The sequence below is a fragment of the Pseudomonas sp. PSPC2-3 genome (assembly GCF_049898265.1).
Lineage (GTDB): Bacteria > Pseudomonadota > Gammaproteobacteria > Pseudomonadales > Pseudomonadaceae > Aquipseudomonas > Aquipseudomonas veronii.
This window is the reverse complement of the sequence record NZ_JAFCXJ010000005.1, coordinates 93,265-115,885: the sequence shown is the minus strand read 5'-3', so window position 1 is coordinate 115,885 and position 22,621 is coordinate 93,265. Positions and strand designations below refer to the sequence as shown.

At 60.7% G+C, this 22,621-nt stretch carries 15 protein-coding genes; 5 read left to right on the top strand and 10 right to left on the bottom strand.

Features of this window, described 5'->3' with window-relative positions:
- Nucleotides 1-253 precede the first annotated feature (253 nt).
- On the top strand, nucleotides 254-5,245 hold the full coding sequence (locus ACP7E3_RS13140) for a glycosyltransferase family 32 protein (protein ID WP_201022225.1): 4,992 nt from the start codon (nucleotides 254-256) through the stop codon (nucleotides 5,243-5,245).
- A 51-nt stretch (nucleotides 5,246-5,296) separates the two neighbouring features.
- On the opposite strand, the gene ACP7E3_RS13135 is transcribed toward ACP7E3_RS13140, so the two are convergent.
- Entirely contained in the window at nucleotides 5,297-5,431 is a 135-nt protein-coding gene (locus ACP7E3_RS13135) for a hypothetical protein (RefSeq protein ID WP_426123306.1), read from the bottom strand.
- Nucleotides 5,432-5,852: 421 nt separating this feature from the next.
- Here ACP7E3_RS13135 and ACP7E3_RS13130 point away from each other — a divergent pair, with 421 nt between their 5' ends.
- Together ACP7E3_RS13130 and ACP7E3_RS13125 are read left to right on the top strand one after the other, a co-directional pair.
- On the top strand, nucleotides 5,853-7,262 hold the full coding sequence (locus ACP7E3_RS13130) for a circularly permuted type 2 ATP-grasp protein (RefSeq protein WP_426123304.1): 1,410 nt from the start codon (nucleotides 5,853-5,855) through the stop codon (nucleotides 7,260-7,262).
- Nucleotides 7,263-7,264: 2 nt separating this feature from the next.
- The gene (locus tag ACP7E3_RS13125) at nucleotides 7,265-8,215 is read left to right on the top strand and encodes an alpha-E domain-containing protein (RefSeq protein WP_017845722.1); all 951 of its coding nucleotides are present in this window, start codon (nucleotides 7,265-7,267) and stop codon (nucleotides 8,213-8,215) included.
- Here ACP7E3_RS13125 and ACP7E3_RS13120 read toward each other — a convergent pair.
- On the bottom strand, nucleotides 8,212-9,132 hold the full coding sequence (locus tag ACP7E3_RS13120; RefSeq protein WP_046383354.1) for an AraC family transcriptional regulator: 921 nt from the start codon (nucleotides 9,130-9,132) through the stop codon (nucleotides 8,212-8,214). The genes ACP7E3_RS13125 and ACP7E3_RS13120 overlap by 4 nt on opposite strands.
- A gap of 99 nt (nucleotides 9,133-9,231) precedes the next feature.
- On the opposite strand from ACP7E3_RS13120, the gene ACP7E3_RS13115 reads away from it, so the two are divergent.
- On the top strand, nucleotides 9,232-10,191 hold the full coding sequence (locus ACP7E3_RS13115) for an oxidoreductase (protein WP_169881103.1): 960 nt from the start codon (nucleotides 9,232-9,234) through the stop codon (nucleotides 10,189-10,191).
- On the opposite strand, the gene ACP7E3_RS13110 is transcribed toward ACP7E3_RS13115, so the two are convergent.
- Complete coding sequence (locus ACP7E3_RS13110; protein ID WP_426123301.1) at nucleotides 10,181-12,445, bottom strand: ATP-dependent DNA helicase; 2,265 nt, start codon at nucleotides 12,443-12,445, stop codon at nucleotides 10,181-10,183. The genes ACP7E3_RS13115 and ACP7E3_RS13110 overlap by 11 nt on opposite strands.
- Nucleotides 12,442-14,088, bottom strand: a complete 1,647-nt coding sequence (locus ACP7E3_RS13105) for a VRR-NUC domain-containing protein (protein ID WP_426123299.1) — start codon at nucleotides 14,086-14,088, stop codon at nucleotides 12,442-12,444. Before ACP7E3_RS13105 ends, ACP7E3_RS13110 begins: the two co-directional genes overlap by 4 nt.
- Before the next feature lie 187 nt (nucleotides 14,089-14,275).
- Between ACP7E3_RS13105 and ACP7E3_RS13100 the strand changes: the two genes are divergently transcribed.
- Nucleotides 14,276-14,500 carry a YgdI/YgdR family lipoprotein gene (locus tag ACP7E3_RS13100; protein ID WP_017845718.1) on the top strand — a complete coding sequence of 75 codons (225 nt, stop codon included), beginning with the start codon at nucleotides 14,276-14,278 and terminating at the stop codon, nucleotides 14,498-14,500.
- A 75-nt stretch (nucleotides 14,501-14,575) separates the two neighbouring features.
- Here ACP7E3_RS13100 and ACP7E3_RS13095 read toward each other — a convergent pair whose 3' ends face one another.
- The 6 genes from ACP7E3_RS13095 to ACP7E3_RS13070 all read right to left on the bottom strand — a co-directional run bounded on the left by ACP7E3_RS13095 (nucleotide 14,576) and on the right by ACP7E3_RS13070 (nucleotide 22,410).
- A complete protein-coding gene (locus tag ACP7E3_RS13095; RefSeq protein WP_426123297.1) occupies nucleotides 14,576-16,000 on the bottom strand; it encodes a polyurethane esterase in 1,425 nt (474 codons plus the stop codon).
- A gap of 59 nt (nucleotides 16,001-16,059) precedes the next feature.
- Entirely contained in the window at nucleotides 16,060-17,403 is a 1,344-nt protein-coding gene (locus ACP7E3_RS13090) for a TolC family outer membrane protein (RefSeq protein WP_128191467.1), read from the bottom strand.
- A 2-nt stretch (nucleotides 17,404-17,405) separates the two neighbouring features.
- Nucleotides 17,406-18,707: an HlyD family type I secretion periplasmic adaptor subunit gene (locus ACP7E3_RS13085; RefSeq protein ID WP_017845715.1), complete on the bottom strand. Its 1,302-nt coding sequence runs from the start codon at nucleotides 18,705-18,707 to the stop codon at nucleotides 17,406-17,408.
- Complete coding sequence (locus tag ACP7E3_RS13080) at nucleotides 18,704-20,455, bottom strand: type I secretion system permease/ATPase (protein WP_128191468.1); 1,752 nt, start codon at nucleotides 20,453-20,455, stop codon at nucleotides 18,704-18,706. Before ACP7E3_RS13080 ends, ACP7E3_RS13085 begins: the two co-directional genes overlap by 4 nt.
- 104 nt (nucleotides 20,456-20,559) lie before the next feature.
- Complete coding sequence (locus ACP7E3_RS13075; RefSeq protein WP_017845713.1) at nucleotides 20,560-20,928, bottom strand: AprI/Inh family metalloprotease inhibitor; 369 nt, start codon at nucleotides 20,926-20,928, stop codon at nucleotides 20,560-20,562.
- 48 nt (nucleotides 20,929-20,976) lie between these two features.
- Complete coding sequence (locus ACP7E3_RS13070; RefSeq protein ID WP_426123294.1) at nucleotides 20,977-22,410, bottom strand: serralysin family metalloprotease; 1,434 nt, start codon at nucleotides 22,408-22,410, stop codon at nucleotides 20,977-20,979.
- Nucleotides 22,411-22,621 lie beyond the last annotated feature (211 nt).

Here is a 22,621-nt window from a genome sequence, read left to right as displayed (position 1 = left end):
GCACGGTAAAAGGGCGGCGCGCCGCCCTTGCCTTCCATACACTCGTTTGAGTGTATTCATACCGAACCGAAAACGTCTGTTGCGCGAACGCCTGTAAGCAGGGTGAACCGCACCTGCGCCTGGCACTGCGCAATACCAGGTAACGGTGTTTTGGCTGAACGAAGGAATCAAGACCGCTTCTGTCGCTACACACGGTTAATGCCACGGGCACTGCCCCCCTGGCGTCATCTCGTAACCTCAGGCGACAGACCTCATGACCAGTGTTTCCACGCACATCACCGCACAACCCCAGCCATTCGCCCTATCCCACCTGCCACTCGCCAGACACAAACGCGAAGCCCCTGCCCCCACCGAGTCGGCAGGCGACGCTCGTACCGAAGGCGATCGCGCATTGGCGGCCGAATACAGTACTGCGTTGCTGCTGGCGGCCAATCGCGAGAGCAATATCAACATCCGCCCGATACCTGCCGATTCCTCATTCGGTCGGTGGTGGGGGCAGTTGCGTGCCGCCTTTCGATCACCTGACGTCGTTCAGTGGATGCGTGACAAAGGTATTAATGCTGAGTCGATAACACTCAAACCGGAATCGGGAACGATCACCTTCAAGCTCAAGCCTTCGGTTGATCCCGAACAGAAACTGCATACCGTCGGGCAAGACGACAGGCGCTGGGGCGCGATCAGCGGCCCCATCCTCCAGGCCGCGCGTGTGATCAACGCGGGCCACGAGGATACGGCCTTCACGCCGCCGGCAAGTGATCTCAGTGAATCCGCACCTTGGTTTATGGTGGGGCGGTTTTATCAAGAGCGGCAAGACCTTACAGGGCCGGCGATGCGCAGGCGCGCTGAAGAGCTCGACCGGGACCAAGGTTTTTCACCTCTCGACCCGAGCAGCGCGGCAGGCTTGATTGAATCGCGTAGCGCGGACGCGCTCCAAAAACAGGAAGCCACGGTGGGCGATGTGCTGAATCGGCATGAGGCCATCAACGAGCTGCGGCACCTGGCAAAGTCCGTGGACATCCGCAATCCCGAGCAAATCCCGGGCGAATTGAAGAAGCGGACGCTCTCTCTGTCTTCCCCGAGCACCTACCAACCCATCAGTGCTAGCCAATCGAACAGGGTCAGCCTCGTGCAATTCCTGGAAGATCATGGCTGGCATATTCCCACCCATCACGAACAGCTGGAGAACCTCGCAACCGCCCTCTCAACCCCAGCGCCCAAGATGCCGGCACACGGTAACCTCGGCGGAGCGCTGGCTTGGCCTGTGCCGCTGGATCAGGGAGACCTGCAACAGCTGAAGGCAGATATTGGTACGGGCAAAATTGGCGATATTGACTTAGGACCGTCAAAAAATGTCCTGGACTACCTGCTGAGCGGCAGGACAATTTCCGCGGCGGAACAGAGTAACCCGCGACGGCTGATCGATACCTGGATCACATCGCCCAGAGGCAAGGCGCTGGGTGAGGCCATTCAAACTGCGTTCGAGACGCGGGGTGTCAAAGGCAGTGCTTCTGACTGGCTGCTCACGGCCCTGAACAGCGAAAGCGCCAGCGTCTCTGGCGACGACGTCGATCACCAAGCCCCTGGTCAAATTGAAGGCTATCGGCTGGTCTCGGCGGAGAACTCGGGCAAATCACCGTCGACGGTTGTCAAGGAGCTGGAGGATCACCTGGTCGCCAAAGGCAAAGCCTCATCCCCGGAAAAAGCCACGATTCAGGCTCACCTGTTACTGGCCAGCCGGGCACCGGAATTCCTGATCAAGGACATCCCGGAAGGCGTCGTCGTGGGCACCCACAGCTGGGTCAGTCTTGCCACGGCGGTTGCCCGAATCGAAGCGAAAGCGCCAGGAAACACGGCGTCGATGAGCTACGCCGACGTTATGCTCGAAGCCAGCGTTGCGCCGATCTCTGACGACGAACGCACTGTCGAATATGTCGCCCAGACCGACGCAATCAAACACTGGAGCGTTGCCAACGGTATGGATTACCCGTCGACGGATGCCTCAATGACGACTGCCCGCGAGGCCTACAGCGCGCAGATTCGAGAGTTGAGAGAGGCTGCGCAAACGCACATCGGGCAAATGCCGACGACGAGGGGCATTGCGCTGGAACAGTTAAAAGTAGCGCTGCCTCACGTCGACCCGGAACTGTTCGAAGAAAAAACTATCACCCTGCAGCCTTCCAACCGACACTTCCCCGGGCCTTACTCGATACTGGACATGTATATCGATGGTCGAGGACTCAAAGGCGCACCGGACTCAGCGGATAATTGGGGGGAAGCGGGCCGTGGTTTCGTGAACCTACTGACATTTGGCGGCGTCACTCTGCGGCCGGACGGTCGTCCCAGCGCATGGGTGTCCTCCTCGGACGGGTTCAGCATTAGCGATGTGCTGGAACGGCTTAACGAACTACCGCGCCCGACGGAGATATTCAACGAGACGTTCTCGGATTACTCCAGTGCCGTCAAAAAAACGACCGCCGCGCAGCTCAAGCACCTTATTTCGAAACAGCCGCTGGAGGATCGGCAGAATCTGGAGTTTGGCAAAATAACAATCCGCAAAGAAATGTCGTTCCACCGCGCCGATCAGCCCAGGCGTGTTTCAGACGGTGTTCTGCTGGTCGAGACCGAGCGCAATGGCCAGCGCATGAGCTATGAAATCGACCGACTAAAAGGGACGGTGACCAAGCTGCCGGACAAGACTTATCGGGACTATGAGCCGACGGTTCATTCTATAAAAGCAGGCAAACGTTTTGATGAGGTAAAACCCGCAGGTCACTATGCAGCGGGGATAACCCATGAAAACAAAGATGCACAAGGCGCACCCAATAGTTTCAGTAGCGCTAGAACCCAATACATCGTTGATGCATTGGTAGAGGATATCAACTTGCCTGCGGTGGAGAAGTACGCCAAGGGCAGAACCACCTTTGACTCTGAAGTACCGCTGCATGAGACCGTTGAGGAGATCGCGCTCAACCTGATCCCGTTACGGTCAGCCATTGTTAATTTTACCAACGGCAATGTTGGTGGGGGCGTTGTCGATCTTGCCTTCGATATCTTTGGTTTCGCCGTCGGCTTGGGAGCCGCGGCAAAAGGCGCGAAAGTCGCGGCGGCCGGCGCATCGACAGTTGCCAAGGTTGGTCAGGTCGCCAAGATTATAGGGCGCGCGACCGTGGGCGCACTCAATCCATTGGACGGGGTTGCCGACCTGGTTCGTGGCGTGGCGAACGGCCTGCATCGAGGCGTCAGCACAGCGATCAAGGGGGTCAAACATCTGCGCGGCTCTTACCGAGGTGTCGATCTACTTGAATTGGCGAAAAAAACCGACGTCGCCGAAGGCACACTCAAAACAGCTAATGGCACACGCGAAAGCAAAGCGCTGGGCAAATTCGATGAGGCGACCAATAAGTGGTACGCCTACGATCCGCTCGCGAAGCAGGCATACGGCAGGCCGTTGGACAATTTCAGCGTTGACACGCCGAGGTTGAATGACCCCAATAGCCTGCACTCGATCGGCAGTAATGATGTGGTGAAGACCGCCAGTCAGCAGCACGGCGTGGCAGCAACCGGCACATTCAGCGTGGGGCAAGAGACGGTCGAAGGTAACGTGGTTTTGTTTCAAGGTAATTGGCATCGCTACGACGCGATCAATAAACGTGCCTTCGGCCCGCCGCTGACAGATTTCAAACCGAGCCGGGTCGCGGCCAATGGTGACGTGAGGTCGATGGACGCCGATTTGTTGGGCTATGAGGTCAAGTACATTGCGCCCCAAGAGTTATCGACAAAAGGCTTACAGTCCAATGTGTACGTGGGTCGCAGTAAAAAAGAATATGTAAAAATCGATGATAAGTTTTATGAGTCACACCTCAAGGATGGCCAGCGAGTTATCCGGCATCCGACGCGCACGGGGCCTGACCTACCGGTCAGGGATCTGGGGCTTTCCGGATGGGAACCGCTCTCCAGAACCGACCGCCTCCTGGGGGGCGCGGGCGGCAACCCCTGGAACCCCGGAGAAAATACCTACTTAATCCCGCTGGACGATATCCACCTGACGGGAAACCCGACACGCCCCTATTCGCTGAACCACAAGGGCGTAGAACATGATGTCACCTTCAACATCTATGCCGGTACGTGGAAATCCAGCAACCTCAAACCAGCAAGCGGTGCCCAAGACCAGGACTACTTCTGGAGGAGTGGCAAAGGAAAATGGCAACGGGGAACGTTTAGTGAGTTTAAACACGCAAAAAAAGTCGATGCCCGCGCGTTTAAATACGTTGATGTTTCCCCTCCGACAATTTTACGGGTTCCAAAAGATGCTCATCCTATCCCCAAACAGATTCACTATTTTTGGGCCGGCAGTGACATTCCGCCGAACCTGATAGAAAACATCGCCAACAACTCTGCCAATGCACCTGGGTATAAATCCATTATCCATGTAGATGCGGACAGCCCGGCGATGTTTGAAAAAATCAAAAGCAAATTGCACACTCAAGCGCCTGGCCTAAGCGTCATGAATCTGCACGAGGACGATTTTTTCAAACAATTGAAAGACACTGAAATGTACAACTATTTTCGACAGGGGCAAGGTAAAAATCTCGCCGCCACTTCGGATGTCGCCCGTTACCCACTGATGAATAAATACGGAGGCATTTACCTCGACACCGATGATGCGATTCCAGTCAATATTGGCGCTACCGCATTGAAGGCGGGCTCCAGCGACATTCTGCTTAACAGACCCGTCGCCCATACTATTACGGACTACAAACCCTTCTACAACACCAGTAACTTTGCGACACAGCCTGGCAATCCGGTTATTAACGATATGATCGCGGAGATGAACAAGCGATTTTCCGCTAACAAAGCTTACTTTGAAAGCAACCGCCCCACCGTCACCAGAGGGCCCGGAGGGGAAATCCAATACACCTCTGAATTTCGCACCTACGAAAGTAAGATTTTCGAGACGGTAGGCCCAACAATGTTTGATGACGTGCTCCAGTCAAAAAGACCTGACATGTACCATCTGGGCCTCGATGGGTTGGCTAAAGAATCGAAGATTGTCGACGGTAAGCTGGTCTCATCCGGACCGATAGTCGATATTGAACGTGAAGCGCGCCAATATTATGCGAGCAAGGGTATTACTCCGCCGGACCTGCTGGGTAATCAGATAAAAAAGATGAAGGAGCACTACCTATCACTTCTTCACCAACTCCAGATAAAGATTGGCGCCGAACACTCCTGGATAGGAACATGATCAACTAATGCTCATACCGGCAGCCGGCCAACGCTGGCAAGGTATGAACAATCAGTCTTGATGTTCACCGCTGCCAGGGTCCGCGGCGTTATCCGGTTCCTTGAGCGGCACTTCTGCATCATCCATCAGCGACCCCGGGTCTTCGTTGCCGGGGTCGTTGAGGTCTTCTTCCGAATCTTTTGACATGACCGTCTCCTCTGATCGCCTTGACATAGCGTAGCTCTTTTGAAGAACGTGGCCTGCGTCAAGATGAGGCCCTGCGCGGGTCGTTAAAGTTCCGATGAATCCCTGGCCGGGCATTCAGAGACGTTCAAGTTCGCGTATGCACCGTTGTAGTGCGCGCGCCGTTCCCTGGTGGCGAGCAAACGCGCTCGCCACAAGGGAATAGAGACGCTTTGCCGGTTTCGGCACAGGCATTGCTTAATCCATTCATCGTTCACCCGCCATGCCCGGATACAGGAGCATTCGTTACCCCCGACCCAGAGCCGACCCCATAAGAAAGTAAGGACCTGGCCCGATGGCACCCTGCGCCACGGGCTCATAAAAAATGCGTTTTTCAAAGCGGCAGTGCCCCCCGCGCTTCCCTCGGCACTGACAAGGTACTGGAATGGCTCGATCTTTCTTTGATGAAATGAATGACGCACACGGTGTATGCCGCGCGCACTATCAGGAATTCTCCCGCTGGCTGGCCAATACGCCGCCAGAACTGCTGGACCAGCGTCGCCGCGAAGCCGACCTGTTGTTCCACCGCGCCGGGATCACCTTCACCTTGTATGGCGACGAGCAGGACACCGAGCGCCTGATCCCCTTCGACATCATCCCGCGCAGCATCCCTGCCAGTGAATGGAGCATCATCGAGCGTGGCTGTATCCAGCGCGTCACTGCGCTGAACATGTTCCTTGCCGATATCTACCACGACCAGCGCATCATCAAGGCCGGGATCATTCCGGCGGACCAGGTGCTGGGCAACGAGGGTTACCAGAAGGCGATGGTCGGCCTCGACCTGCACCGCGACATCTACTCGCATATTTCCGGGGTGGACCTGGTGCGCGATGGCGACGGCACCTACTACGTGCTCGAAGACAACCTGCGCACGCCCAGCGGTGTGAGCTATATGCTCGAAGACCGCAAGATGATGATGCGCCTGTTCCCCGAAGTGTTCGCCAAACAGCGCATCGCGCCAGTGGACCACTACCCCAACCTGCTGCTCAAAACCCTGAAAAGCGCCAGCCGCCTGGACAACCCCAATGTGGTGGTGCTGACGCCGGGGCGCTTTAACAGCGCATTTTTCGAGCATGCGTTCCTGGCCCGGGAAATGGGTGTGGAGTTGGTGGAAGGCGCCGACCTGTTCGTGCAGGATCTCAAGGTGTTCATGCGTACCACCGACGGCCCCAAGGCCGTGGACGTGATCTACCGCCGTATCGACGACGCGTTCCTCGACCCGCTGGCGTTCAACCCGGAATCGATGCTCGGCGTGCCCGGCCTGGTCGCGGCCTACTGCGCCGGCAACGTGGTGCTGGCCAACGCCATCGGCACCGGCGTCGCGGACGACAAGTCGATCTACCCCTACGTGCCGGAAATGATCCGCTTCTACCTGGACGAAGAACCGGTCCTGCAAAACGTGCCGACGTTTCAGTGCCGCAAGCCGGATGAGCTGTCCCATGTGCTGGCCCACCTGCCGGAACTGGTGGTCAAGGAAACCCAGGGCTCCGGCGGCTACGGCATGTTGGTCGGCCCCGCTTCCACGGCGGCTGAGATCGAGGACTTCCGCCAACGCATCAAGGCGCGTCCCCACGCCTATATCGCCCAACCGACCCTGAGCCTGTCCACCTGCCCGACATTTGTCGAAAACGGCATCGCCCCCCGGCATATCGACCTGCGCCCGTTCGTGCTGTCGGGCAAGGAGACCCGCCTGGTACCCGGTGGCCTCACGCGCGTGGCGTTGCGCGAAGGGTCGTTGATCGTCAACTCGTCGCAAGGCGGCGGAACCAAGGACACCTGGGTGGTGGAGGGCTGAGTATGTTGAGTAGAACCGCCGCAGACCTGTACTGGATGTCCCGTTACCTGGAGCGTGCCGAGAACCTGGCGCGCATGCTCGAAGTCAGTTATTCGTTGTCATTGATGCCCCAGGCCGGGCGCAGCGATGGCCTGGACGAACTGGCGATGTCGCTGCTCAGCAGCGGCACCCTGGACAGCTACCTGGAGCGCCACGGCCAACTGGATGCCGAGCGCATGCTGCACTTCTTCGCCCTCGACGAAGAAAACCCGGCCAGCATCTATAACTGTCTGCGCGCCGCACGGGGCAACGCCCATGCCGTGCGCGGGCGCATCACCGCCGACATGTGGGAAAACCTCAACGCCACCTGGCTGGAAATGCGCAGCATCGCCGCCGGCGGGCTGGCGCGCCATGGCATCAGCCACTTCTGCGATTGGGTCAAGCAGCGTTCGCACCTGTTTCGCGGGGCGACGTCCGGCACCATCATGCGCAATGACGCCTACCGGTTCATTCGCCTGGGCACCTTCGTCGAGCGCGCCGACAACACCTTGCGCCTGCTGGATGCGCGCTACGAGATGTTCGGCGAGGAATCGGAGGAAGTCAGCGACTTGTCGGCACGCGGTTATTACCAGTGGAGCGCCCTGCTCCGCGCCCTGTCGTCATTCGAGGCGTACACGGAGCTGTATCCGAATGCGCTGAATGCACGCTCGGTCTCGGAGTTGCTGCTGTTGCGCAGTGATGTGCCGCGTTCGTTGCATGCCTGTATCGAGGAACTGAGCCACATTCTGGCGGACTTGCCAGGCAGTTATGGGCGCACCGCGCAGCGCTTGGCCGCCGAGTTCGAAGCGCGGCTGCGCTATACCGGGATCGACGAAATCCTCGAAGCAGGCTTGCACAGCCGCCTGACGGAATTCATCGACACGGTACGCGAATTGGCGCGGGCGATTCACCGCTCGTACCTGGAGGTGGTTTAGACACCGAGGGGCGCGTGCTTTCGCTCGCGGTATTCCCGCGGGGAGCAGTTCATCAGGCGCTTGAAGGCACTGCTGAACGCGCTGTCCGACTGATACCCGAGTGACTGGCCGATACAGGAAACACTTCTGGCAGACGTGTTCAAGGCCTGTAACGCCAGGTGCATGCGCCAGCGCGTCAGATACTCCTGGGGCGCCATTCCGACCCGCTGCTTGAAGTGCAGGGCAAAGGTCGACCGGGATTGGCTCGCGACACCGGCCATGTCGCTCAAGGTCCAGCGGCGTGCCGGCGCGGCGTGTATTTGCTGCAGTACCGGCGCCAACCGCGGATCGTTCAACGCCGCCAACCAACCGGTGGTAGTGGCGCCCATGGATGACTGATAGAGGCGCAGGATCTGCACCAACATCATTTGCGCCAGATGCTCGGTCATCAACGCCGCGCCTTGCATCGGGCTGGCATATTCCCGAGCCAGGCGATCCAGACACCAGCGCAACACGCTGGCCTGCTCGGACCTCGCACTGATACGCACCACCGGCGGCAACCCCTCCAGCAATAGACGGGCGTCGTCACCGTAGCTAAAGCGCCCGCCTATCAGGAACAAATCCACAGTCTCACCCAGGCGAGCGATCCCCCCCACAGCGTCACGGTACACCGCGCGCGCGTCAACGCCCTCCAGTGCAAGGTTGCTGGACAACCTCCAGGGACGGTTCTGCGTCAACAAAAAGCAATCGCCCTCGCTCAAGGGCATCGGTACGGGCATGCCCTCGACTTCCAGCCAACACTTTCCCTCCACCACGGCATTGAACTTGATGCCCTCCGGCGGTGGAAAATCCAGGGCCCAATCACCGCCAGCCTTGAGGCCGGCGAAATAGGACCGATGACTCTTTAACAGCGCCACCACGTCAGACAGGGTATCCATAAAAAAACTCCGGACGATCGCGACAGAAATACGGACTTTATGGCGTTTCGCGTCCGGCATCCAGGGGAGAACATAGCGGCTCCCCCTGGAGAACTCCCTATGATCAATAAACAACGCCCTATCGAGAGTGGATTCGACGGCACGACAACCGCTATGCAAGCGTTGGCGGGTAAAGATTTGCACGGTATGACTGCCATCGTCACCGGTGGTTATTCAGGCATTGGCCTGGAAGCCGTGCGCGTGTTGGCAGCCGCAGGTGCGCAGGTCATCGTGCCTGCACGGGACCCGCTCAAGGCCGAACGCAACCTCGATGGCATTGCCGGGGTTGAGTGGGGCAACCTGGATTTACTCGACTCGGCGTCCATCGACTGCTTTGCACGCAATTTCCTGGCGTCCGGGCGGGCATTACACCTGTTGATCAATAGCGCCGGGATCATGGCCACGCCACTGCAACGCAACGGCAAGGGTGTGGAAGCGCAGTTCGCCACCAATCATCTGGGCCACTTTCAACTGACCGCGCGCCTGTGGCCGGCCTTGTGCGAAGCCGACGGTGCGCGGGTAGTGTCGGTATCGTCGCTAGGCCATCGGTTGAGCCCTATTCATTTCGAAGACCCACAGTTTGAGCGACGCCCTTACGACAAGTGGGCCGCCTACGGCCAATCAAAGACGGCCAACGCGCTGTTTGCCGTGGCGCTGGATCAACGCGGTAAAGCACACGGTGTGCGTGCATTTTCCGTGCATCCCGGGGAGATCCTCACGGACCTGGTTCGCTACCTTGACAGGGACGACCTGGCGTTGATTGGAGCACTGGACGATTCAGGGAACATCCGTCCTGCCAAACATTACAAACGTCCCGAACAAGGCGCAGCGACGATGCTGTGGTGTGGCGTCAGCCCTTTACTGGAGGGTATGGGCGGCCTGTACTGCGAAGATTGTGAGGTTGCCGTGCTCTCTCAGGACGACACCAAACGCTCCGGCGTCCGCGCATGGGCCATCGATCCGGAGCAAGCCGAGCGGCTCTGGGCATTGAGCGCGCAATTGAGCGGCGTCACGCTTTAGTCGCTATCGCCCACCACCGAGGCAACAGCTGCCGCACCCGCGCTTCGCCGAACCGGTCATCGATCAACATCACCACGCCTTGGTCCTGCTGGCTGCGGATCACCCGCCCCGCCGCCTGCACGACTTTCTGAATGCCCGGGTACAAGTAGGTGTAGTCATAGCCGGAGCCGAAGATCGCGCCCATGCGCTGCTTCATCTGTTCGTTGACCGGGTTCAGTTGCGGCAGCCCCAGGGTCGCGATGAACGCGCCGATCAAGCGCGCACCGGGCAGGTCGATGCCTTCGCCAAACGCGCCGCCCAGCACCGCAAAACCGACGCCCTGGCTGTGTTCGGTGAACTGTTCGAGAAACGCCCGGCGCTCGGCTTCGGCCATGCCGCGTGACTGCTGCCACAGTGCGATATGCGGGTGTCGCTCGGCGAGTAACAGCGCCACTTGTTGCAGATAATCGAAACTGCTGAAGAACGCCAGGTAATTACCCGGTTGGTGAGCGAACTGCTCGGCGATCAATTCAACGATGGGCTCCAGCGAGGCCTGGCGATGCACGAACCGGGTGGAGACCTCATCGACAATCCGCACCCGCAACTGCGCGGCATTGAACGGTGATTCCACGTCGACCCAGGCAGTGTCCGCCGGCAGGCCCAGCAGGTCGGCGTAGTAGTGGCGCGGGCTGAGTGTGGCGGAAAACAACACGCTGCTGCGCGCCGCCGTCAATCGCGGGCGGATGAATTCGGCGGGCACCACATTGCGCAGGCACAAGGTGGAACTGCTGCGCTTGCCGCGCAACTGACGCAGGCTGATATCAAAGATGAAATGTTCGTTGAACAGCTCGGCGACCTTGGCAAATTGCAGTGCCTCAAAATAGAACGCCTGCAGATCGCCATTGAGTGCTTCGGGGTGGTCGTTGAAATAGTCGCCCATGGCGCCGGCGCAAAGGCTCAGGGCCTGGAGCATTTTGTCGGGTCTGGCCGCGTAGGCCTGATACGGCGCGAGTTGGTCCTTGTGCAACGCGTTCCACTCACGATTCAAGCGCCGCAAGGGTTTCTTCAACGGCTCCGGCGCCGTATCGCGCAGGGTCTTGAGGGTGTACTGATCAAGGCTGGCGCTGTACATCGATCGTGCGCGCTCCACCAGGTTATGGGCTTCGTCCACCAGCACCGCGACGCGCCATTGGTTGAGTTGGGCCAGCCCGAACAACAGCGCGCCGAAGTCGAAATAGTAGTTGTAGTCGGCGACCACCAGGTCGCTCCAGCGCGCCATTTCCTGGCTCAGGTAATACGGACAGAGACCGTGCTCCAGGGCGACCTCGCGCAAGTTGCGTTGGTCGAGCAGGCGCACCTTGGCGGCCGCGATACGCGCGGCGGGCAAGCGGTCGTAGAAACCCTTGGCCAGCGGGCAGGATTCGCCGTGGCAGGCCTTGTCCAGGTGTTCGCAGGCCTTGTCCCGCGCCACCAGCTCCAGCACGCGCAGCGGCAGTTCGGGACTGCTGGCATACAGCACTTGCGCGGCGTCGAGGGCCAGCTTGCGACCCGGGGTCTTGGCGGTGAGGAACAACACCTTGTCCAGTTGCTGGGGCGCTAGGGCCTTGAGCATGGGGAAGATCGTGCCGACGGTTTTGCCGATGCCGGTGGGCGCCTGGGCCATCAGGCAGCGGCCGGTGCTGACGGCCTTGTACACCGACTCTGCGAGGTTGCGCTGGCCGGGGCGAAAGGCGCTGTGGGGGAACGCCAGGGCCTGTGCGGCGCGGTTGCGGGCGTCGCGGTGCTGCATCTCCTGGCGGGCCCAACCGAGAAACAACGCGCATTGCCGGTTGAAGAAACATTGCAGATCGGCGGCCGCAAAGCGCTGGTTCAGCGAGGTTTCGCCCTCGCCGACGATATCGAAATACACCAGCGCCAAATCGATGTGCGCAAGCCCGAGCTTCTGGCACATCAACCAGCCGTAGACCTTGACCTGGGCCCAATGCAATTGCCGATGGTTGGCGGGCTGGGCGTCGAGGTCGCCGCGATAGGTCTTCACCTCTTCGAGGCGGTTGCTGTCCGGGTCGTAGCCGTCCGCCCTGCCCCGCACCTTGAGTTCCTCGTACTCGCCTTCCAGGACCACTTCGTTCTGGTAGTGCGCGCTGCGCCGCGAGGCGACCGTGCGATGGCCGGCGATGCCTTCCTGGGCGCTGGGCGACGGGGTAAAACGCAGGTCGAGGTCGCCGACCTTGGCCGTGAACTCACACAGTGCGCGCACCGCCACGGTGTAGCTCAAGCGGACTGCGCCCAGCGCACATAGCAGACGGTGACCGGCATCTGGTACTCGCCACAGAACTCCAGCCAGCGCAGTTGGTTGTCTTGCAGGCGATCGCCGGGGCCTTTGACTTCGATCATGCGGTAGGTTTTCTGCGCGGGCCAGAACTGGATCAGGTCCGGCATACCCGAGCGGTTGGCGCGAATATCCAGCAGCAGCCGCTCGAACCAGCAACGCAAGTGTTCGGCGGGCAAGCATGCCAAGGCCTGCTCCAACAGTTCTTCACTGAGCAGGTTCCAGAAGACAAAGGGTGACTGGATGCCCCACTTGTCCACGTACCGTTGGCGGATGGTGTGTTTGTAGCGGTCATCCTGCAGTTGCTCGAGACAGGCGGCAAACAGTGACGCACGACGCTGATGGAAGTCTTCGCTGTGCAAATCCGCCGGCCCGCGCTGGAACGGGTGGAAAAATGCCCCCGGCAGCGGCGCGAAGATCGCCTCCCAGCACAGCAGGCCGAACAGCGAATTGATCAGGCCGTTTTCGACGTAGTACACCGGCGCATCGGGCTCGCTCAGATGCGCCTGCACGCAATACTCCACCGCCATCGAGGGCGGCGGCGGCGGGAGCGCCAGGTCCAGGCGCGTGACGTCCCGAGGCTTGGCCTTGGGCACGGCTGGCGCGCCCAGCTTGCGCCGCAGGCGCGGCAACACTCGCAGCAGGTGTTGCTGCTCGGCGGGGCTTTCCGGGGCCTCGTGGGCGGCACATGCCAGGGCCATGGCCTGGGCGTAGTCTTCCTGGCGCTCCAGCACGCGAATCAAGCGTGCGCGCGCGCCGGGATAAGTACAGGCCCGGTAGATCTGCTCGGCCAACGCCAACTCGGCACTGCGCTCGCAAGACTGGCCGACCTGGAACAACAGCTTGGCCCGGCGTTTTTCCAGCCAGGGGTTGTCGGTCTGCAACGTAGCGATCTGCGCCAGCACGCTGTCCAGCGCCTGCGCGGACTCAAAGGCTTGTTGGCACTGGTGCAGGAACAGAAACCCCAGCACGTCATCGCGGCTGCGCAAACCACGGGACTGTGCGCAAAACTCGACTTTTTCGTAGGTGTAGATGCCCAGGTCCGCCAGCACGAACTCCGACCAGTCCTGATGCAGGTTGCCGAAGAACATCAAGCGCAAGCGATCACACAAGTCCATCACGGTGACGCTATAGAGCACGTCATCCAGCTCGGGGCACCAGTGGGCAAAGCAGCGACGCTCATCGAACTGCGGCGCCAGTTGCTCGAGCCAATCGGCCTTTTTGCCCTTGGGCTGCTCGATCCACGGCTGGAACGCGCCCAGCAACTCGCCCTTTTGCAGCAACCCGAACAGTTCGTCAAAGCCCAGCAGGCACTGATCATCCACCCAACCCAAAGCCTTCAGCGGGCGCGCTGCCGCATGAGCGCAGCCGATCTCCGGGTAATTGAGCTTGCCCGCTCGAAAATGCACGCCCTTGCGCATCACCAGACGTACCAGTAATGCCTGGGACGCCTGCGGCAACCTGTCGAATTGCTGAATGAAATGCGCTTCTTCAGCATCGAGCAGATCGGCATAGCGTTGTGCCAGCCAATCCAGCACCTGACGGAAGTTATGCAGGTAATACAGGGGGTTTTCGAGGGTTTCGGGCATGGTCCGCAGCGATTAAGTACTGGTTATGCATACAGAGTGCCGCCGCTGACGCGTTGTTGCAATCGGTAATAGATAAATGGCGCACGCAACTTTTTGCGTAAAAGTGATCAGATAGGGGAATTGATGGCGTAACATTTATGGCCCGCTGCCTCAGGCCGCGGGACTTTTCAGGGTTAAGGTAAGGGTTATGAACATGAAGAATTTGGGTCTGCCACTGGTTGCACTCACTTTTCTGGTATTGGCCGGTTGCGCGACGCAAACCGTAGTGACATTGCAGAACGGCACGCAGTATTTAACCAAAGACACGCCGAAGACCAAGACCGCCGACGGCTTCTATGAATTCACCGACATCGCCGGCAAGCGCATCCGCGTCAGGGCCGATGATGTGGCCACGGTTCGCAAGGAAGACTGATCCCGCCCTGCATCCCTCATCAAACATGTGGGAGCCCGCTTGCTCCCACCCTTTGAACCGCGTGCCAACGCGGTTTCAACCGATCACGACACCCTCCCCCGACCAGTTGCTCACCCCCACCAGCGTCACCGAGTCCGCGCCAAAACTGATCACCGTATCGCCGCCCACCGCCTTGGCGTGCTCGCGATAATCCAGGCTGCCCTGCACATCCGTGAACACCAGTTTGTCGTTCGATTGATAGCCGATCACCCGATCCTGGCCAAACGGCCCGCTGAACAGAAAGGTGTTATGGCCACTGTTGTCGCGAAGGGTGTCGTTGCCCTTGCCGCCTTCGATGAAGTCCGCGCCCTTGCCGCCCTGGATCAGGTCATTACCGTCACTGCCGATGATGAAGGTGTTGCCCTTGTGCGGCTCGGCATTGCGGTTGAGGTCCTGCACCCAGGTGGTAGCCCGCGCCGGGTCGGACAGGTTGGCGACGATCACCGTCGAGTCCCGGCTCATCTGGTCGTAGAACCCGGATTCGAGCACGCGGGTCATACCGTCGCCATAGCCGCTGGGCAAATGCGACACCCAGGTCGGCAGGTTGGCGATGGAAAACGGCAGCACGTTCCACAGCGTCGAGGCGTAGTGATCGTTGAAGCTGACGATGTTGTCGGTGGTCGATTCATGGGGCTTGTCATGCACGCCCAGGGACGACAGGTTGAAGGATGAACCGTCCAGCGCACGGAATACCGGGTCGTTTTCATAGCCGATGTTCAACACCTTGTCGCCGGCGCTCTGGGTCGGCGACGCGTAGGCCACATAGTTGGTGTCCTTGTAGAACCCCGACCATCGCTGGTCGCTCAACTCCGCCAGGCTGTTGACCGCCAGCCCGCCGAGGCTGTGGCCGCTGACCAGCACGTCGGAACCGCTCAGGCCATGGGCGCCGGCATACTCGGCAACCGCCTTGAGCAAACCGCCGAAGGCTTCGCCGGCGTAGTTCTTCGCGTAATCCCTGGGGCCCAGGGCGGCGAGCAGATCGCTGAGCAGATCACCGATGGAATCGCTGATCAGGCTTTCCCGCGGCCCCGACGTGCCGCGAAAGCCGATGCCGATTTCGAGCAGTCGACCGGCGTCATCGTACTTGCCCAGCACTTCGGCCTGCGCGGTGGTGTAGCCAGCCTTTTCACCGAAAAACGTGCCCCGGGCGTCGACCTTGCCGGCGTAACCCAGGGTGCTCGCGCTGAGCGGCGTCCATCCGGCGTGTTGCAGCGCTTCCAGGGCGGCCTTTTCCGAATCGGGATTCCACGGGATACCGGGAATCACGCCTTGGGAGTCGGCACCGCCGAGCAATGCACCGACCAGCGTCGCCGGCAGGCCAACGCCCAAGCCGTGGTGCTGATAGCCCACCGCAAAGCCGTTATCCAGGTTGTGGTAGGTATACAGCGTGATCGCCATCGCATCGGCGAACAGCGCCTTGGAACCCTCGGTGCCAAGGTTTTTATAATCAAAGATTCCCATCGGTAGTGCCTCTCTGTTGTTGGAGTTGTCGAGAAAGCGCAATGACGTCCCAGGTGCAGCTACGGCTGCTTGCCCACCGGCCCAAAGGCCTCATCGACTTGCGCCAGGTCGGTATCGCGCAGGTTGCCGGCGTAGTAGTGCAATTTGGTCCAGGCCATCAGGTAGTCATAACGCGCCTGGGCCAGGTCGCGCCGGGTGCTGTAGAGCTGCTGCTCGGCGTTGAGCGCATCGAGGTTGACCCGCTCGCCGCCGAGGATGCTTTGCCGGGTCGACACCACCAGCGCCTCGGCCGAGGTCAGGGCTTTCTGGTAGGCGCGCAGCTTGCTCACGCCCGACAGGCAGGCGCTGAACTGGCGACGCAGTTCGATCAGGGTTTCGCGGGTCTTGCCTTCCAGCTCGTATTCGGCCTGCTCCATGGCACGGCTGGCCTGGCGCGTGGACGCGGAGACAGCGCCACCGGCATACAACGGCAGGCTGACTTCGACGCCGATGGTGTTGGTGTCGTAGCGCTGGTTGTAGGTGTTGCCGCTGTCGGATTCCTGCTGGCGCGAACTGGCATACGCGGTGATCTTCGGCAAGTGCCCGGCACGGTTGCGCTCCACTTCATAACGCGCCACTTCCAGGGCCTGGCGTTGCGAGGCCAGCGTCGGGTTGTTGCTGATCGCCAGCGCGTGCCAGGTGTCGTAGTTGGCCGGCGTCAGGCTGAAGGCGGCGAAGCGCTGATTGAGCGGCGCGAGGTCGTTGATATTGACACTCTGCACGCCGATCAGCGCGCCCAACGCTCTTAACGAGGCGTCCTGTTCATCCAGCGCCTGGATTTCTTCGGCCGTGGCCAGCTCATAGCGCGATTCAGCTTCAAGGATGTCGGTGCGCGTGCCCTCGCCCTGCTGGAACAGGTGCTGGTTCTGCTGAAACTGCTGCTCGAAGGCGTTTTTCTTGGCGCGGGCGATCTCGATCTGGTCTTGGGCGAACAACGCTTGGGTGTAATAGCTCAACACCCGCACCAACAGCGCCTGGCTCTTGTCGCGAAAACTTTCATCGGCAAACAGCGCCTGGGCCACACCCTTGCGGTAGTTGGCATAGGCTTCGTAGTCGAACAGCGGCTGCTGCAGGCTGAAGGTCGAGCCGTAGCTGTTGTAATTGCGCGCGTCGCGATAGCTGCCGCCACGCCCGTCAGGCAGGTGCGCTTCGGAATTGTTGCGCCCCTTGTTGTAGTTGTAGGACAGCCGCGGCAGCAACCCGGCGCGGCCGATGGTGCGGTTTTCCAGGCCGGCGTCGCGTTCCTTGAGCGCGCCAAGGAACACCGGATCGTTGCGCAGAGCCTGCTCGTACACATCGAACGGGCCCATGGCGGCCTGGGCAGGCGCACAGCTCAACAGCACGGCAATGAACAGCGGTTTCATGTTCATTCCTCGGTCAACGCAGAGCCGGCGCGGTCGAGCAGCGGCTTGAACAGGTAATTGAGCAACGAGCGCTCGCCGGTACGCACGAACATCTCGGCGGGCATGCCCGGCTTGATCACCAGGCCGTGGAGTGTTTCCAGCGCGGCCTCGCTGACGCTGGTGCGCAGCACGTAGTACGGCGCGCCGGTTTTTTCGTCGAGCAGTTGGTCGGCGGAAATCAGGCTGACCTGTCCCGGCACACGCGGGGTACGGCTCTGGTTGAACGCGGTGAACAGGATGTCGACCGGCAGGTGGGTGCCGACCTTGTCCACCAGGTGGACCGGCAAATGCCCCTCGACTTCCAGCCGCGTGCCCTGTGGCACGATCTCCAGCAAGGTCTCCCCGGCACGCACCACCGCGCCTTCGGTGTGGACGCCGAGGTTGACCGCAATGCCATCGGCCGGCGCGTTGATTTCGCTGTGTTGCAGGTCGAACCCGGCGGACGTGAGTTGCTGCTCCAGGGTCAGGCTGCGCAGTTGCGCGTCGGCCAGTTGGCTGCGCACTTCCTTCTGGTATTCGTCGCTGTGCTGCTGCAGTTTGAGCCGCGATTCGAGGATGCCCTGCTCCACTCGGCCGCTTTCGCCGGTGTTCTGCGCCAGGTCCTGTTGCACCTGGGACAGCTGGCGCTGGTACTCCATCAAACGGTTGCGCGGGATGTAGCCATTGTCGGCCAGGGGCTGCAGATTGCTCAGTTGATCGCGCAGGGATTGAGCCTGGGCGCTCAGGTCGCTGCGTGCGCGGCGCATGCCATTGAGCTGCGCCGTGGCGCCGTCGATATTCGCGCGAATCCCCGCCTGTTCACGGGCAAAGGCTTCGCGGCGGCTGCTGAACAGTTGGCGCTGGCCTTCGAGCACCAGGGCCAGCGCGGGGTCCGGGGCGGTGCTGAGTTCGGCGGGAAACACGATGGCCGCGCGATTGTCGCGCTCGCTCTGCCAGCGCGCCACACTGGCCCAGGCCAGGCGGTACTGCGCTTGCAGCGATTGCACATCGGCCTGGTTCTGGGTCTGGTCGAGACGAAACAGCGGCTGGCCCTGTTTGACCGTCTCACCTTCGCGCACCAGGATCCGGCTGACCACACCGGGGCTGAAGGTCTGCACGGCCTTGCGCTTGCCCGAGACCACCACGGTGCCCTGCACCGGAATGCCCTGGTCCAGCGGCGCCAAGCTGGCCCAGAGGAAAAACCCACCGGCGCCGACCACCGTCAGCCACCAGCCCAGACGCACGAAAAAAGCGGCGTCGCGTTGTTCCACAGTGAGCATGCTCATGCGCCTGGATTCCTTGCGGTTTGATACTGACGACTGAAACTGACGCCGGTTTTTTCCTGCGTCGCCGCCTGCTGGCCGGACAACGCGCGCAGCACGTCCTGGCTCGGCCCAAACGCTTGCAGGTGGCCTTCGTTGAGCACCAGCAACTTGTCGGCCTGGGCCAGGGCCGAAGAGCGGTGGGTGACGAGAATCACGCTGCTGCCCTGGGCCTTCAACTGCACGATGGCGCTGGCCAGCGCGGCTTCACCGACGGTGTCGAGGTTGGAGTTGGGTTCGTCCAGCACGACCAGCCGCGGCCCGCCATACAGCGCACGCGCCAGGGCCACCCGTTGCTTCTGGCCGCCGGACAGGCCGCCGCCGTTGTCGCCCAACACGGTGTCGTAGCCTTGCGGCAGGCGCAGAATCAATTCATGCACGCCGGCCTGTTGCGCCGCCTGGACCACCTGCGCCGGGTCGGCATCGCGAAAGCGCGCAATGTTGTCGGCGATGCTGCCGCTGAACAGTTCGATGTCCTGGGGCAGGTAACCGATGTGCGGGCCAAGATCGTCACGGTCCCAGCGATGGATATCCGCGCCATCCAGGCGCACGGTGCCGGCCAGGGTTGGCCATACGCCCACCAGCACCCGCGCCAGCGTGGACTTGCCGGACCCCGACGCGCCCAGCACCCCCAGCACCTCGCCGGCGCCCAGGTGGAAACCGACCTGATGCAGCGTCGCCAGGCGTCGACCCGGCGGGCCGGCGCTGACCTGCTCGAAACTCACCTGGCCCTTGGGGGCGGGCAAGGCCATCGGCTCGACGTCCGGCGCAAATTCGCGCAGCAGTTGGTCAAGCCGCTGATAGGCCAGCTTGGCCGAACTCCACTGCTTCCACACGGCAATCAACTGGTCGATCGGGCTGAGCACCCGCCCCATCAGGATCGAACCGGCGATCATCATCCCGGCGGTCATCTCGCCCTTGATCACCAAGAATGCGCCCAGGCCGAGCACCAACGATTGCAGGCACAGGCGCAGGGATTTGCTCAGCGCGGTGATCACCGAGCCGGTGTCGCTGGCCGCGTTCTGCAAGCCCAGGAACTGCGAATGCACGGCAAACCAGCGCTGGCGCAACGCGCCGAGCATGCCCATGGCCTGGATGGTTTCGGCGTTGTGCAAATGGCTGGTGGCCAGTTGGCTGGATTGCTGGGAGTAACCGCCAGCCTCAGCCAGGGGCTTGTTGGTCAGGTATTCATTGAGGCAGGCCAGGCCGATCAGCAGCAAGGCCCCCGCCGTGGCCAGCACGCCCAGCCACACGTTGAACAGGAAAATCACCAACAGATAGATCGGAAACCACGGCGCATCAAAAAACGCGAACAGCGCCGGCCCGGTGATGAACTGGCGCAGATGGGTCAAATCTGCCAGGGACTGCCCGGCATGCCCCTGGCCGCGTTGCAGGTTGCGTTCGAAGGCAGCTTTATACACGCGCAAGTTGAAGCGCCGTTCCAACTGGCTGCCGATGCGGATCACGATAAAACTGCGGATGACTTCCAGGCTGCCGATAAAGGCGAAGAAACCGACGACCATCAGCGTCAACATCACCAGAGTGGTTTCATTCTGGGAGGACAGCACGCGGTCATACACTTGCAGCATATAAATGGATGGCACCAGCATCAGCAGGTTAATTAATGCAGTGAAACAGCCAACGCTGATCAAAATACTTTTATATTCACCCAGCGCCTTGAATAAAGGCGCAATAACAGGGGGCTTCGCCATGGTGTTTGATCTTCCTTGAACCCAATGACCGGCAATAGTTGCCCCAGCCCCTGAATAAGCGGCGGCCAACTATTAAATTCGAGTTATAGCGTTATAACTAAAAACTAAGGTATTCGTTGCAATGTCACGATATCGCCAGATGGCGTGCGCGCCTGGTATTCACCGTCGCGCTGACGATTCAAGTGGGTAATCCCGGAACCTTCGGCATTCATCAACCAGATCCCGTCCGGCGTCGGCGACCATGTCAGGGGTTTGTCTCCCAGCCATTGCTCGACGCAGGCCACATCGCCCCCCACCGCGGTGGCTTGCTCCAGCAAATCCAGGGCACAGACCTGATCCTGTCGGTGCAGTTGCCAATGTCCGGCCAACTGCGCGGTGGTGGGTAAAACGAGACTGCTAGCCATTGCGTGGGCTCCTGCCGACACGAACAACACCTGTAGGACACAGGCGATCAAATGCACAAAACGCGGCATGTGTATGCCCCTCCTGGAAGCGCGGCGCCACAACGCCGCGCCGGTGCATCAGGCCACGATGTCGCTGACCGCTGCCTGGCCCACGGTGGTGACGAGGAAATCCGCCACGCCGTGCCCGGAGAAGTCCACAGCCAAGGTACCCAGGTGGGTGCCCGAGGCATAGCTCAATACTGCGTCGCCGGCATGCCCGGTGAACGCGTTGACGAAGCTCAGGCCCGCACCTTTGGTGATGCCGCTCAGGTCGATCTTGTCGGCGCCGCTGGTGAAGTCAAAGATCTTGTCCGCCGCACCTGGCTTGGAATCGGAACTGGCACCGAACACAAAGGTGTCGTTGCCGGCGCCGCCCCACAGTTGGTCGGCACCGCCAGCGCCGTAGATGAGGTCGTTGCCGGCCCCGCCCTTGATCAGGTTGGCGGCAGTGTTGCCGATGATCAGATCGTTGCCCGCGCCGCCGAAGGCGTTTTCCACGGTGACGCCCTTGGCGATGGACACGTTGCCCACCAGGCCGCCAACGTCGGAGAACGAGGTCTCATTGAGGTTGATCTTCTGGCTCTGGGTAAAACCGGAGAAATCCAGGGTGTCGTTGCCACCGCCGTCCCAGACCGAAAACACCAGCTTGTCGGCGTTGGCGGTGGCGCTGAGGAAATCACGCCCGGTGTTGGAGTTGAAGCCGTAGGTGGTGTCGCCGGCGCGGGTGGCGTAGTTCGCGCCGTAAAGCTTCTGGATCGCCGCGATATCGTCGATCAACGGCCCGGAGGCATAGGCCTCGACCCCGCCCTTGCTGAAGTTCTGGTTGGTGTTGCTCTCGCTCCAGTAACTCATGAGGCTGTAGCCGCGCGTGTCCTGTCCATAGGTCGCGTCGTTGTAGGTCGGGTTGCCGTTCCCGGCGTTGTAGTCGCCGGGGTGAGCCAGGCCCAGGGTATGACCGATCTCGTGGGTCAGGGTCTGCCGGCCGTAGTTGTTCAGGTCCGGGGTCTTGTTGGGTGTGTAGCTGCTGTTGGTCAGGTACCACGAGGTGCCGTCGTAGCCCGCGCCGGTGCCGGGCAGGTAGGCGAAGGCCGCCGCGCCGTCCTGGCCGCCGCTGTAGTTGCCGAAGGTCATATGCCCATCGCCGCCGCTGGCCTTCTCGGTGAAGGCAACGTTGGCGACATCCGACCAGGACTGCATGGCCAGTGCGGCCTGGGCTTTCTGCTGGCTGTTGAACTGGCTGAAGCCCGAGATGCCATGCTTGTTCAGCGTGCTCGAGGAGGCCGAGGTCAGGAAGGTGTAGGTCAGGTCGATCTTGCCGTTGCCGTCGACGTCCCGGTACGCGGCGCCGTCGCGCAGCAGCTGGGTGGCGGCCTGGTCAACGGAGTAGGAGGGTTTGCCATTGATCGTGAGGTTGCCGCCACGGTCGTACAGATGGCTGAAACTATCGATTTGCGTATACGCAGTGCTGGCTTGCGCGGCAGACACAATAGCCTGGTCTTTTACTTTTGACATAAACGTACTTCCTTGTGTGCAAGTGCATCAGTCTTGGGTCGATAGGAACCCCGCTGGCGAGATCGTCCTATCACTCGCCTCTTTTGAAGGCGTCACGAAACTGACACAACTTGAAATCTTTCGTCTACATCTATTTACGCAGTGAAAACCGACAAGTCGGCAACTTAAGCAAGTCGCGTGCAATGTTTGTAGGGGGTTAGTTGCTTTTGTC